12 protein-coding genes and 1 pseudogene are annotated in these 12857 nt (G+C 68.2%); 9 read left to right on the top strand and 4 right to left on the bottom strand.

Annotated elements, in window-relative coordinates; all coding sequences use genetic code 11:
* The first annotated feature begins 18 nt into the window (after positions 1 to 18).
* The 5 genes from GZ67_RS0116225 (at position 19) to GZ67_RS19890 (ending at position 7603) form a co-directional block, all read left to right on the top strand.
* On the top strand, positions 19 to 1110 hold the full coding sequence (locus tag GZ67_RS0116225) for a branched-chain amino acid ABC transporter permease (protein ID WP_231481836.1): 1092 nt from the start codon (positions 19 to 21) through the stop codon (positions 1108 to 1110).
* The gene (locus tag GZ67_RS0116220; protein WP_029262175.1) at positions 1107 to 1868 is read left to right on the top strand and encodes an ABC transporter ATP-binding protein; all 762 of its coding nucleotides are present in this window, start codon (positions 1107 to 1109) and stop codon (positions 1866 to 1868) included. The genes GZ67_RS0116225 and GZ67_RS0116220 overlap by 4 nt, the downstream gene beginning before the upstream one ends.
* The gene (locus GZ67_RS0116215; protein ID WP_029262176.1) at positions 1858 to 2610 is read left to right on the top strand and encodes an ABC transporter ATP-binding protein; all 753 of its coding nucleotides are present in this window, start codon (positions 1858 to 1860) and stop codon (positions 2608 to 2610) included. Before GZ67_RS0116220 ends, GZ67_RS0116215 begins: the two co-directional genes overlap by 11 nt.
* A 264-nt stretch (positions 2611 to 2874) precedes the next feature.
* A complete protein-coding gene (locus GZ67_RS0116210) occupies positions 2875 to 6993 on the top strand; it encodes a PQQ-dependent sugar dehydrogenase (RefSeq protein ID WP_231481834.1) in 4119 nt (1372 codons plus the stop codon).
* 133 nt (positions 6994 to 7126) lie between these two features.
* On the top strand, positions 7127 to 7603 hold the full coding sequence (locus GZ67_RS19890) for a hypothetical protein (protein ID WP_036303511.1): 477 nt from the start codon (positions 7127 to 7129) through the stop codon (positions 7601 to 7603).
* 33 nt (positions 7604 to 7636) lie between these two features.
* On the opposite strand, the pseudogene GZ67_RS0116200 reads toward GZ67_RS19890, so the two are convergent.
* A pseudogene (locus GZ67_RS0116200) lies at positions 7637 to 7837 on the bottom strand (substrate-binding domain-containing protein); the annotation flags it as partial.
* A gap of 131 nt (positions 7838 to 7968) precedes the next feature.
* Here GZ67_RS0116200 and GZ67_RS0116190 point away from each other — a divergent pair.
* On the top strand, positions 7969 to 8280 hold the full coding sequence (locus GZ67_RS0116190) for a hypothetical protein (RefSeq protein ID WP_029262179.1): 312 nt from the start codon (positions 7969 to 7971) through the stop codon (positions 8278 to 8280).
* Positions 8281 to 8283: 3 nt separating this feature from the next.
* On the opposite strand, the gene GZ67_RS0116185 is transcribed toward GZ67_RS0116190, so the two are convergent.
* Genes GZ67_RS0116185 through GZ67_RS0116175 form a run of 3 tightly spaced genes read right to left on the bottom strand, consistent with a single transcriptional unit; the run spans position 8284 to position 11592 of the window.
* A complete protein-coding gene (locus GZ67_RS0116185; RefSeq protein WP_051662593.1) occupies positions 8284 to 9483 on the bottom strand; it encodes an LCP family protein in 1200 nt (399 codons plus the stop codon).
* Positions 9484 to 9541: 58 nt separating this feature from the next.
* Positions 9542 to 10930 (bottom strand): sensor histidine kinase, encoded by a 1389-nt coding sequence (locus tag GZ67_RS20260; RefSeq protein ID WP_051662592.1) that lies wholly within the window; start codon positions 10928 to 10930, stop codon positions 9542 to 9544.
* A complete protein-coding gene (locus GZ67_RS0116175) occupies positions 10927 to 11592 on the bottom strand; it encodes a response regulator transcription factor (protein WP_051662591.1) in 666 nt (221 codons plus the stop codon). The genes GZ67_RS20260 and GZ67_RS0116175 overlap by 4 nt, the downstream gene beginning before the upstream one ends.
* A gap of 125 nt (positions 11593 to 11717) precedes the next feature.
* Between GZ67_RS0116175 and GZ67_RS0116170 the strand changes: the two genes are divergently transcribed.
* The 3 genes from GZ67_RS0116170 (at position 11718) to GZ67_RS20625 (ending at position 12809) form a co-directional block, all read left to right on the top strand.
* Entirely contained in the window at positions 11718 to 12089 is a 372-nt protein-coding gene (locus tag GZ67_RS0116170; protein ID WP_029262183.1) for a hypothetical protein, read from the top strand.
* A gap of 136 nt (positions 12090 to 12225) precedes the next feature.
* Positions 12226 to 12414: a hypothetical protein gene (locus GZ67_RS0116165; RefSeq protein WP_029262184.1), complete on the top strand. Its 189-nt coding sequence runs from the start codon at positions 12226 to 12228 to the stop codon at positions 12412 to 12414.
* Between the two features lie 173 nt (positions 12415 to 12587).
* Positions 12588 to 12809: a hypothetical protein gene (locus tag GZ67_RS20625; protein WP_136025562.1), complete on the top strand. Its 222-nt coding sequence runs from the start codon at positions 12588 to 12590 to the stop codon at positions 12807 to 12809.
* Positions 12810 to 12857 lie beyond the last annotated feature (48 nt).

The following is a 12857-nucleotide window of genomic DNA, read 5'->3' as shown; positions in this document are numbered from 1 at the left end:
ATCCCCACCGAAACGGTCGTGATCGCTCCTCCCGCCCCCGTGCGGCGCTCGTCGTCGAAGTGGGTGCGGATCGTCCTCCTCGTCGTGGGCGCAGCCCTCGTCCTGTCGTTCCCGACCATCGCCCCGAACCCGTACATCCTGTCGGCGGGCGTCGTCATCCTCAACTACGCCGTGCTGTCGACGGGGTGGAACTTCATGGGCGGGTTCACGGGCTACATCTCCCTCGGACACGCCGCCTACTTCGGGCTCGGCGCCTACGGCACCGGACTCCTCATCAAGTACCTGGCGCTGCCCGGCTTCGTCGCCTGGATCCTCGCGGCCGTGCTCGTCTCGATCATCGCGATCCCGATCGGTATCGCCGCCCTCCGGGTGCGCGGCGCCTCGTTCGTGATCGTCTCGATCGCCTTCGTGCTCATCATGCTGCTGGTGTTCCAGAGCTGGCGCGACGTCACCGGCGGCTCCGAGGGACTGAACGTCCCGCGTCCGTTCGACGTGCTGCGGCCCGAGCACCACCGCATCTTCTACTACCTGTTCGCGGGCCTGCTGGCCTTCGCGCTCGTGGTGTGGTGGATCATCGACCGGTCCAAGTTCGGCACCGCGCTCAAGTCGGTCCGCGAGGATGAAGACAAGGCGCAGGCCCTCGGCGTGCCCACCACGCGGTACAAGCTGATCGCCTACGTGCTGTCGGCACTCTTCGTGTCGCTGGGCGGCGGACTCTACGCGCTGTGGTTCGGAGACCTGGATCCCATCTTCCAGTTCTCGATCCTCATCGGCTCGTACATGGTGCTGATGGCGCTGCTCGGCGGGGTGCGCAACCTCTTCGGTCCGCTGCTCGGCGCCGTCGTCGTCGGTCTTGCGCTCGAGTACTTCAAGCTCGAGTTCGGCGACACGCAGTTCCACCTCATCGCCACCGGCATCCTGCTCGGCATCGTCGTGCTCTTCATGCCCGACGGCATCATCCCCGCCGTGAAGGGACTGTTCACGCGGTCGTCGAACGCGGCATCGATCCGCGAGTTGACCGCCGGCCAGCTGCTCGAGCAGAACGAGAAGCGGGCGGCGGATGCGTCGGCCCGAACAGCGGATGCCTCGACGAAGGAGACGTCGTCATGAACGCCCCCACGGCACAGCCCACGACGCTCGAGAGCCTGAGCACGATCGAGATGACCAAGTCCTTCGGCGGCGTCACCGCCGTCGACGGTGCGACGGTCACCTTCCAGGAGGGCAAGGTCAACGGTCTGATCGGGCCGAACGGCTCGGGTAAGACCACCTTCTTCAACTGCGTGACCGGCATGATCAAGCCCGACTCGGGCGAGGTGCGTTACCGGGGGCAGGCGATCACCCGCAAGTCGCCCGACCGCATCGCCCGTGCCGGCATCGGCCGCAGCTTCCAGCTGTGCCGGGTCTTCCCTCGCATGACCGTGATGGAGAACCTGCTCGTGGCGGTGCGCAGCACCAGCATCCGCCAGCAGCTGCGCTCGGCGCACGATCCGGAGGAGCTGGAGCGGGCGCGCGGCTGGCTGCGGCGCGTCGGCATCGACCACCTCGAGCACGCCGAGGCACGCAATCTCAGCTACGGCCAGCAGAAGCTGCTGGAGCTGGCGGGTGTGCTCATGGGCGAGCCCGACACGATCATGCTCGACGAGCCGGCCGGTGGCGTGAACCCCGCTCTCATCGGACGCATCGCCACCCTGGTGCGGGAACTCAACGAAGAGGGCAAGACGTTCATCATCGTCGAGCACAACATGGAGATGGTCATGAGCCTGTGCGACCACGTCGTGGTGTTCGACCGCGGGCGCCAGATCGCCGAGGGAACGCCTGAGATCATCCAGCAAGACCCGCGAGTCCTGGAGGCCTACCTTGGAGTCTGAAGCGAAGAACCTGCTCGAGCTGCGCGACATCGAGGCCGGCTACGGTCGGGCGGCGCTCGTGCTCCGTGGGCTCACCGTCGAAGTGCCGCCCGGATCGGTGGTCTGTCTCGTCGGGCCCAACGGTGCCGGCAAGTCGACCGTGCTCAAGGTGGCATCCGGCATGCTCAAGCCCCGCTCGGGCAGCATCCGCGTCGATGGTCGCGACATCACCGGCGAGGGACCGCAGTCGATGCTGCGCCACGGGCTCGCGCACGTGCTGCAGGGGCACAGCGTGTTCCGGGAGATGACGGTCGGCGAGAACGTGATGCTCGGCGCCTTCACCCTCAAGGATCAGAAGGTCATCCAGGAGCGCGTCGATTTCGTGCAGAACCTCTTCCCGATCGTGGGGGAGCGGTGGAAGCAGCTCGCCGGCCTGCTCTCGGGCGGTCAGCAGAAGCAGGTCGAGTTCGCGCGGTCGCTCATGGTGAGCCCGAAGGTCGTGCTCCTCGACGAGCCGTCGATGGGCCTCGACCCCAAGACGACCGAGAAGGTGTTCGAGCAGATCGTGCGGATGCGCGATGCGGGCACCGCCGTGCTGCTCGTCGAGCAGAACGCGCGGCGGGCGCTCGAGACCGCTGATATCGGGTGTGTGCTCGACCTCGGTCGCGTGCACATCTCGGGCCCGGCATCCGAGCTCCTCGCGGATCCGACCCTCGCCGCGCTGTATCTCGGCGGCAAGCCCACCGTCCCCGACGCGGGATGAACCTCCGGCGGGAGGAGGCAGCGACTGCCTCCTCCCGCCTTTCTCGTCCATCCGACGAAAGCGCTTGCGAAAGCGTTTCCGCCCCCGACCCGCAGTACCGTTCCACACCTTCTCCGCTGCAGTGCCGCCCCGGAGAAGGCGGCACGACCCATCGGCACGACACCACACGACGACGACGTTGAGAGGTTTCTGATGCACGAACGATCCATGCGACCCGCGAGCTCGAGCACTCGATCGGCAGCACCTCCTCCTCGATCCTTCGGGGTGCGACGAACGGGTGCGCTGGTCGCCGCGGCGGCCGTCGTCGGAGCCCTGCTCACCGCGACCCCCGCTGCCGCGGCGGAACCCTTCACCGAGCTGGTCGACTTCGAGGCGTACGAGCGCGTCGCGCTGAACGGGCAGGACGGATGGACGTCGTCTGCAGCTCCGCGTGTGATCGCCGACCCGCTCAACGGCAACAACCAGGTCGTCGAGTCCGTGGGTGGCGGGCAGCAGTCGTATCGCGCGATCCCGGCCATCGCCGATGGCGATACCGGCACGCTGTTCTTCCGCTTCCTGCGCACCGGCAGCGTCGACACCTCGTTCGGCCTCACCGACGTGGATGCGCCGAACGACTACGTGAACAGCCGCGCCTACGTGAACAACCAGAACGACGACGTGCTGCGCGTGCGCGACGGCGGCGCCTTCAAGCCCGCGGGCGTGTGGTCGAAGGACGCCTGGCAGTGCGTGTGGATCGTCGCCGACAACGCCACCGACAAGGTCACCGTGTACAGCCAGGGCGGCGCGTACGAGGAGCAGACCCGTCTCCCGGAGGGCACCGAGCAGCAGTTCGGCTTCCGCCAGGCGGTGAACGGCGCGCTCGACCGGTTCTTCTGGAAGAACGGCGCCACCAGCACCGGACGTCTACTGCTCGACGACGTCGCCGTCGACAACACGGGGGAGAACCTCGCGATCGCCACCGGCAACCCCGGCGACTGCGCACCGGGCGGCACGGCGAACGAGCCGTTGCTCAATCCGCTCCCCGACCCCGCGCTGGCCGACCTCGGCATCGAGGTGACCGAGCTCGCTCAACTTCCGAAGTCGCAGACGACCCCGGCTACGCAGGACCAGCGTCTGGTGCGCCACAACCGCATCACGCACCTCGACGAGGTGCCGGACGACTCCGGCCGGCTGATGGTCCCCGACAACAACGACATCCTCTATCTGGTCGACAAGGAGTCGGGCGAGTACGTGCCGTACCTCAACGTCCGGAACGAGTTCATCGACAACTTCCACAACAGCGCAGGGCTCGGCACGGGTCTCGGGTCCGCCGAGTTCCACCCGGACTTCGCCGAGAACGGGCTGTTCTACACCGTGCACACCGAGGGCGGCACGGCGCTGACCGAAGACAGTCCGGACTTCCCGGCCTTCGGCACCACCGCGTTCCACAGTGTGATCACCGAGTGGAAGGCCGATGACCCCTCGGCGGCGACCTTCGCCGGCACGCACCGCGAGGTCATGCGCATCCCGTTCGCGGGCCGCGTGCACACCGTGCAGCAGATCGCGTTCAACCCGACGGTGTCGGAGGGTGATGCCGACTACGGCAACCTCTACATCCTCGTCGGCGACGGCGGCAACGGCGTCGGCAACGGCAACCCGCAGGACCTGGCCACACCCCAGGGAAAGATCCTGCGCGTGAACCCCACGGGCGACGACAGCGAGAACGGCGAGTACGGCGTTCCGGCCGACAACCCGTTCGTCGAAGACGCCGATGCGCTGCCGGAGATCTACGCCGTCGGCATGCGCGATCCGCACCGCATCAGCTGGGACACCGAGGGCGACCACACCATGTATCTCGCGCACATCGGCGAGTGGCAGGTCGAGTCGGTCTACGCCGTCGAGCCGGGGGACAACTTCGGCTGGTCGGTGCGCGAGGGCTCGTTCCTGGCCGAGAACCGGCAGATCTTCCCGCTGCCGAAGGACGACGCCGAGAACGGCTTCACCTACCCGGTGGCCGCCTACGACCACAACCGCGACCCCGGTCAGACCGGCGATGCGGGAGTGGCCGTGAACGGCGGATTCGTCTACCGCGGCGACATCCCCGAACTCCAGGGCCGCTACCTCTTCACCGATCTGGTGCGCGGTTGGGTGCTGTCCACCGATGCCGAGGAGATGGTGCGCAACGACGGCGATATCGACGACCTCGCCACGATCGAGGAGCTGCGGGTCTTCGCCGACGGCGAGGAGACCACGTTCCAGGAGCTGGTCGGTGACAAGCGCGTCGACCTGCGGTTCGGCTCCGACGCCGACGGCGAGCTCTACCTCGTCTCCAAGGCGAACGGCAAGATCTGGAAGGTCACGGGGGCGCGTTCGGTCGATGAGCCGTCGAACCCGTTCGTCCTTCCCGCACTCGCGCCGAACCTCGTCACGCACCACGACTTCGATCACCCGGATGCGGCGAAGCCGACGATCGAGGTCGACCAGGGTCGTTCCGGCACCGACATCTCGCTGATCAACGGCGGGGTCGAGATGCGGGTCGCCGACCGCGCCTACCCCGGTGCGGGCGAGGCGCTGCAGACCCAACAGATGAGTCCGCGGACCGCGTCGAACGACGACTGGAAGGCGGGCATCTACAACGCGAACGGGGTCGAGTCGCTGGACGCGTTCGCCGGTACGGACAAGGCCTCGGTCATGGGCTGGTTCAAGCCGACCGGCGATCACCCCGCCCTGAACTCGGGGACCGCGAATCCGGACGACGTGTACAACGCGATCGGTCTCGCGGGCGTGCTCACCGGCACCTCCGACGGACACGCGGTGCGGGCGCTGCTCGAGGTCATCACGGTCGACGGCGAGCTCAAGCTCGTGGCGCTCGGGCGTCGTGTCGACGGTGCCGGCTCCTGGACGTTCGCGGCCGACCTGCCGTGGAACGAGATCCTCAAGAAGGGGCAGTGGGTGCATCTCGCGGCGACCTTCGACTTCGCGGCGGGCGAGATGAAGCTGTTCATGAACGGCGAGGAGCTGGCGGGGAAGTACACCGCGGCCAACCCGTGGGGTGAGGGATCCACGTCCGACACCGCACCGGCCGGCATCAAGATCGGCGGCAGCTTCCCGCAGAACACGAAGGAGGCCAACCCGTTCAACGGGCGGATGGACGACATCATGCTGCTCGACACAGTGCCGACGGCCGAGCAGGTCGCCGCACAGTACGCGCTGTACGCCGTGCCGCCGGTCGAACCGCCGACGCCGCCCACCTGCACGCCGGACGGCGAGGTCATCACCGACGTGATGGCGGAGGGCGACTGGGCGCCGCGGACCCCGGCCAAGTGGGACTTCCCCGGCGACGAGGTCGTGCTCACCGAGGCCGGCACCAACCCGAACGACGGCATCCGCCGACCGTTCGAGTACGCCGTCCTCACCGAAGGACCGGAGCTCGGATCGTTCGACCTCACCGGCCAGGTGCGTCTCGACGAGAAGGCATCCGTGAACAACCGCGACGTGATCATCGTCTTCGGCTGGAAGTCGGACACGGAGTACTACTACGCGCACCTCTCGCAGGACAACTCGATCTACCCGCACAACGGCATCTTCAAGGTGAACAAGGCCGACCGCGAGCGGATCGACGACCAGTGGGACGGCGCGGTCGGTGCTCCGCCGGCGGTCACCGACGAGGAGTGGCACGACGTGCGCGTGGTCCGCTGCGTGGACAGCGGCGACATCGCCGTCTACGTCGACGGACTCGACGCCCCGCTGATGACCGCGAACGACAAGACGTTCCCCGAGGGTCGGGTGGGCTTCGGCTCGTTCGACAATTTCGGGCGTCTGCGCGACCTCTCGGTCACGGCGGCGGCGACGGACACCACGGCTCCCGCGGCGACGGTCAAGAGCGGCGCGGAGTTCACGGTCGGTCGTGACGGCGTCTACAGCAAGGTGTCGTTCAAGCTCCACGACGAGGGGAAGATCGATCGACTGACCCTCAACGGCGTCGAGAAGGATCTGACCGACAACGTCTGGTCCGACCTGAACCACGTGAAGCCGGGAGTGTTCGGTGCCGTGGCCGGGGCGAACACGCTGGTCGTGTACGACGTGGCGGGCAACGCCGCCACCCTGAAGTTCACGCTCGACGTCACGGCTCCCGCCGTGACGGTCAAGGAGGGTGGCCAGTACACCGTGGGCGCCAACGGCTCCTACAGCCTGGTGTCGTACAAGCTCAACGACGGCGGCAAGGTCGATCGGCTGACGGTCAACGGAGTGGCGAAGGATCTGACCGACAACGTCTGGTCCGACCTCAACTTCGTGAAGCCGGGAGCGTTCGGCGCCAAGGTCGGGGCGAACACGCTGGTCGTGTACGACGTGGCGGGCAACGCCACGACCGTGCCGTTCACGCTGACCGGCGCCGGCGGGTAGGCGAAAGCGAAGTCAGCGCGGCCTCGGGGACGGATCACAGTTCCCGAGGCCGCGCTGCGTGTCGGCGACATAAACTCGAGAGTGATCGTTCGTTCCGGGGGGAAACATGCACGAATCCGCTGAACCACAGGGCGTGAGCCGACGGGGCGTTCTCCGCGGTGCCGCGTGGGGAGTCCCGATCGTCGCCGTCGCGGCTGCGACGCCGCTCGCCGCCGCATCGGAGCAAGACGGCGGGACGCTCTACCTCATCGGCAACGCTTACGAGAACGCCGGGATCTATCTGTCGGGCACGAACTACAACGGCGCGACGTCGACGATCGCTTATCCGATCAATTCTCTCCGGATCACCATCTTCCTGCCGGAGATCGACGGCATCGAAGACACGGTGCTGAACGCGTCGCCCAACTGGACCGCCTTCCGGGAGCGCAACGTCGTCACCTTGATGAATCGGAACGAGCTGGCCGCCGGAGCGGAGTCGGGCGATATCGGCAACGTGGAGATCACGGGTCCGTTCCCGCCAGGGAGTCCGTACACGATCTCGGTCGCCCCGGACACGGTCGCCGTGGAGTTCCGGGGGAACCTGCAGTACACCGGGACGTTCACGAGCTGATCCTCCGCCCGGCACACAGTGCTCCCGCCGGCGTCAGACGACGGCCGAGCTCGCGCGGGCGAAGAGCGTGGGCGTCATCGTGATCGTGCGGTGCGTGTGGTCGGCGGGGTCGGAGATCTCCTCGTAGAGCACCTGGGCGGCGGTGCGGCCCATCTCGTGTCCGGGCTGGCCGACGCTGGTGATCGGGATCGAGCTGTCCTGCGCATGACCGGCCACGTCGAGGCGACGCGGCCTACGCCGTCCTGAGCGCGCTCAGTCGCCGCCCGTGGTGGCCGCGATGCGCCGGTTGTGCAGGGCGAGCGCCACGAAGGCGATCCCCGGAACGACGAGCACGATCAGCACCCGGCCACCGCCAGCCCTCAGCGGTGAGCATCACGGCTCCGAAGACCAGGAGGCCCGCGCCGATCGAACGCATCGCGACCGAGCCGACGGGGGTCTCGGCCGGGTTGCGCCAGAACGGCACCGTGCTCGTCGCATTCGCACGCAGCGTCATCGCCAGGGCGGTCAGGAAGAGGATCGAGCCGGCCAGGGAGAGGAGCACACCGAACACGTTCGTGCCTCGAACGTATCAAGGACGTCACTCGTCCCGTGGAGCGACGATCGCCGCCGGGGGAGCCATCGCGCTGGTCGTGCTCAACGCGCGGGTGCCGCTCGGCGCGCCGCCCCGCGCCCGCTGACCGCTAGCCGCCGTAGGGGCGCACGCAGGTGTCCTGCGCCGCGCTCTGGCCATCGAGGTTCTCGGGGAGCGGGGCGGCGTCGGCCGGTGGTTCCTCCTCGGTCGCACCGTCGTCGGGTTCCGAGCTCGGCGGGGCGGTGTCGTCGGACAACTCGCTGCCACGGCCCGTGCGGTCGGCGCTGATGTTCACCGTTTCGCCGGCCTTCACCCGATCCATCAGCTCGGCAGCGGCGTGCTCGTCGGGGACCACGCGGTCGCCCGCGGGCAGGTGCGGGTACGACACGAACGCGATGTTCTCGAGGGGGAGGTCGCTGAACACCTTCGCCATCGACGTCAGAGTGCCCAGGTCGGCGAGCTGCGTCGACAGGGTCATGTTCCGCGTCGCCGCATCGGCGATGCTGTAGAGCTTCACCGGATCGGTGAGGGTCGACTGGTCGCGCAGCGTGCGCACGAGAGAGGAGAGGAAGACCTGCTGGGTGGAGATGCGAGCGAGGTCGCTGCCGTCACCGACGCCGTAGCGCGAGCGCAGGAGCGCCAGGGCCTGCTCGCCGCTCAGGTCGTACGTCCCCGCGGCGGGGATATCCAGTCCGGAGTGCCGATCGTGGATGGGTCCGGCGAAGCAGATGGGGACGCCGCCGACGGCGTTCGAGGCCTCGATGACGCCGGTGAAGCTGATCTCCGCCGCGTAGGCGAGGTCGATGCCGGTCAGCGCGGTGACGGTGGAGGTGACGCAGCCCAGTCCGCCGCGGGCGAGCGATTCGTTGAACTGCACCCGCCAGCCGGCGTTCCAGGTGCTTCCCGTCTCGGGATCGGTGCACGCGGGGATGTCGACGAGCAGATCGCGCGGGAAGGAGACGACGGTGGCGGCGTCGTGCGCCTCGTTCACGTGCAGCAGGAGGGTGACGTCGTTCCGGCTGCCTTCGACATCGCCGCCCTCCCCGTACTGGACGCCCTGCCCGGCACGGCCGTCCGATCCGACGAGCAGCACGTCGAACTCCCCGTCGAAGTCGGCCACGGCGGGAGGCTCCTCGCTGTCGCGTACCGGCTGCAGCTCGACCGTGGTCACGTTCTGGGACAGCCGGATCGCCGCGATCGCGACCGTGCCGCCGGCGATGATCAGGATCCCGACCGCAGTCAGTGTGAGGAAGCGCCGCAGGCGTCTCCGGCGTCGTCGGCTCGGAGAAGGGGGAGGGGGGAGACTCATGGGAAGACCTCTCGACATGGGCGAGCAGCCATCGTCGAGGACGAATGTCACACGAGTGTCACAGGCGAGGGAGAGTCACGCGGAACGTCGCGCCGGGGGATCGGGGGAGCAGCGCGAGCTCCCCGCCGAGGAGCCGCGCGTTGTCGCGGGCGATCGCGAGTCCGAGCCCGGTGCCCACACCGTCGGAGCGCGAACGGTCGGTGGTGACGAAGCGGTCGAACACCCGACCGGCATCGGGCTCGGCGATGCCGGGACCGTGGTCGCCGATGTCGATGTGCAGCATGTCGCCGTCTTCGTGCACGCGGACCGTGACGGGCGGGCGACCGTGCCGGGACGCGTTGGTGAGCAGATTCGCCACCACGGTGTGCAGCCGCGACGAGTCGGTGCGGATCCGAAGGTCCGGGGCGACCGACAGCTCGGCCACGTCGACTCCGGTCGCGTCGATCACGTCGGCGAGTAGGTCGGGAAGCGTGACGGCCGTGCGGTGCACGCGCGCGACCCCGGCATCGAGGCGGGAGAGTTCGAGCAGGTGCTCGATCAGGGAGTGCAGGCGGCGCGTTCCGGCGCGCACGACCGCGGCGGCGACCGCCCGCTCCTCTGCGGTCGCCTGCTCGTCGTCGTCGAGGAGCTCGTCGACCGCGATCATCGAGGTGAGCGGTGTACGCAGCTCGTGGGCGACGTCGCTGACCAGCTGCCGGGACTCCGCCTCGCGGCGCTGCAGCTGCCCGATGGTGTCGCCCAGACGCTCCGAGGAGAGGTGGAGGGCGTCGGCCACGCGGTCGACGTCGTCGAAAGACGGCTTCCATTCCGGCGGGCCTTCGCCGGATCCGACCGCATGGGCGGTGTCGACCAGGCGTCGAAGCGGGCGCGTCAACGCACCGCCGAGCAGACGCTCGAGCAGGACCACGAGGACCACGACGCCGCCGCTGAGGAGCGCGCCCGAGACGATGAGCTCTCGCACCTGATCCTGCTGCGGCTGCATCGAGTACGCCGTGACGACGGCGAGGCGGGCGCTCGGATCCTGGGGGAGATCGTCCCGGACGGTCGAGACGAAGAACACTTCACGATCGTCGAGCGTGGTCATCAGCGAGGTCAGATCGCCGGAGCGACGGCTGTCGTCGATGCCCAGCGCATCCGGCACCTGGCGCGGACGGAGCTCTCCGGCGCTGCGGCCACTGTCGAGGTCGATGATGACGGTCTCGCCGGGGAGGATCTCGGCGTAGTACTTCCACGTGTCCTTCGGGGACGCGGTGGAGATGGAGGTGAAGAGGGCGTCAGCGGTCGTGGAGAACTCGTCGAGCAGGCCCTCCTGCCGCGACTCGTACACGATGCGCCCCGCGGTGAACACGACGACACCGGTGACGAGCACCGAGACCGCGATCGTGCTGCCGACGAGGGCGAGGGCGATGGCCGTGCGGAGGGTGGGGCGACGACGGCGTGCGGTCATCGCAGCCGATATCCGATCCCCCGCATGGTCTCCAGCTGTGGCGTCGCGACCTTCGCCGCGGTCAGCTTCGCACGCAGCCGCTGGATGGCGGTATCGACCACCCGCGGAGTGTCGGGTGGCGACTGCGCCCAGACCGCGTCGATCAGGTGCGAGCGGCTCAGGGCATGACCGTCGTTCAGCGCCAGCTCATGCAGCAGACGGAACTCGGTGGGGCTCAGCGGCAGGGCTTCGCCGTCGGCCAGTGCCTCCGCGGAGTCCTCATGCAGTTCGAGTGTGCCGACCCGGAGCGGCTCCGCGGTGAGACGGGAGCTGCGGCGCAGGACCGTCCGCAGGCGCGCTTCGAGCACGGCCACACTGACCGGCTTCGTGATGTAGTCGTCTGCTCCGGCGTCGAGGCCGATGACGATGTCCGCATCCTCATCGCGCGCCGTGAGCATGACGGTCGGGAAGCCCCATCGGGTGCGGATCTCGCGGCACAACGAAAACCCGTCGCCGTCGGGGAGCATGACGTCGATGATCGCGACATCCGGAGCGATCCGTTCGGCGAGCAGGCGGGCAGAGGCGACGTCCTCGGCGGTGTCGACGGTGTGACCGCGGCGCCGCAGGGCGGTCGTGAAGCCGAGGCGGATCTCCGCATCGTCATCCACGAGCATGACCTTCATCAGGCGCCCACCTCCTCGGCCATCGCGCGCTTGCGATGTTAGACGCCTGCGCCCGTGGAAGTGCTCCATACGGCGACCGGCATGGGTCGCAGGAAGGCGCCAGGTCGAGCCGCTACCCTCGGGGCATGCGCCGAATCCTCGTCCTCCCGCTCGTGCTCGCCGCCGGCCTCATCCTGGCGGGCTGCTCGCAGGTGACGCAGATGGCGGGCGATGCTCTCGGCGTCGACGTGCAGGCTGCCTGCACGACGATCGACGACGCCTACGGGCAGTACCAGACGCTGCTCGACCAGGGGGAGCTGTCGGCGGAGCAGGCGGATGCCGCGCGCGACGACCTGGTCGCCTCGCTCAACGGGCTGGCCGAGAACACCGACGGTCAGCTGGGCGACCTCATCCGCTCGGGTGCGGAGAAGATCGGCGGGATGACCGATCTGCAGGCGCCCGAGACCATTGAGGCGATCGAGCAGCTCAAGAACTCCGCCTCCGCGTTCTGCGGCTGACCGCGAGAGGTGCTCGCCGATCGCATCGGTGTCAAGGGGCGTGCCACTGCGCCTGCACCGCCGTAGCGTCGGACCGACATGGACGCCGCCCCGCATGCGCGGAGCCTGCGGCGTCTGCCCACGGGAAGGAACGCACATGAGTGGTGGAAGCGACGACATCCGCACCGACCGGAACGACATCAGCACGGAGCCGGGCCCGGGTGCAGAGGAGAACGACAACCTCGGCGCCGAGGACGGCAAGGGGAACCCGCCCACGGTGGTCCCGAGCGACGGAGGCGACGCCGACGACGCCGATGTCCTCGCGGAAGACCCCGAAGACGGCTGACCGCGCTCCTGGCCGACGCCTCAGTTGAGGCGTTCGGTCAGGACGGTGAGCTTGATCACCGCTGAACGCCCGCATGCATGCGCGAACTGACGCTGAGTCCAGTCGCTAACATTATACTTCGGGGTCATTCGGGAATTGGATCAAGAGATTTCCGAGGTTGTGAGCAGTTCAACGTGACCGAAGCGCGCACCACGCGTCCATCAGGCGCAGTCATCACTGGCTGGGTGGCAGTTCTCTTCTGCGGAGCTCTCGCGTTTCTCAACGCGACGATCGCAACCGAAGTTGGATTTCGGGTCTTCTTTCTCGTCGTTGGGGCAATCCTCGTTGTCGGCGGAATCTGTCTCATCGCGCGCTGGTACCGCGTGAATTCGAAGATCAGCAAAGCCCCGAACTGATTCAAGTCGGACGAGCACGCAGAAGGAGGGGACGACCGGACTGGTCGT

It is taken from the genome of Microbacterium sp. Cr-K20, from assembly GCF_000708325.1.
Classification (GTDB): Bacteria; Actinomycetota; Actinomycetes; order Actinomycetales; family Microbacteriaceae; genus Microbacterium.
This window is presented reverse-complemented; position numbering and strand designations above follow the sequence as displayed.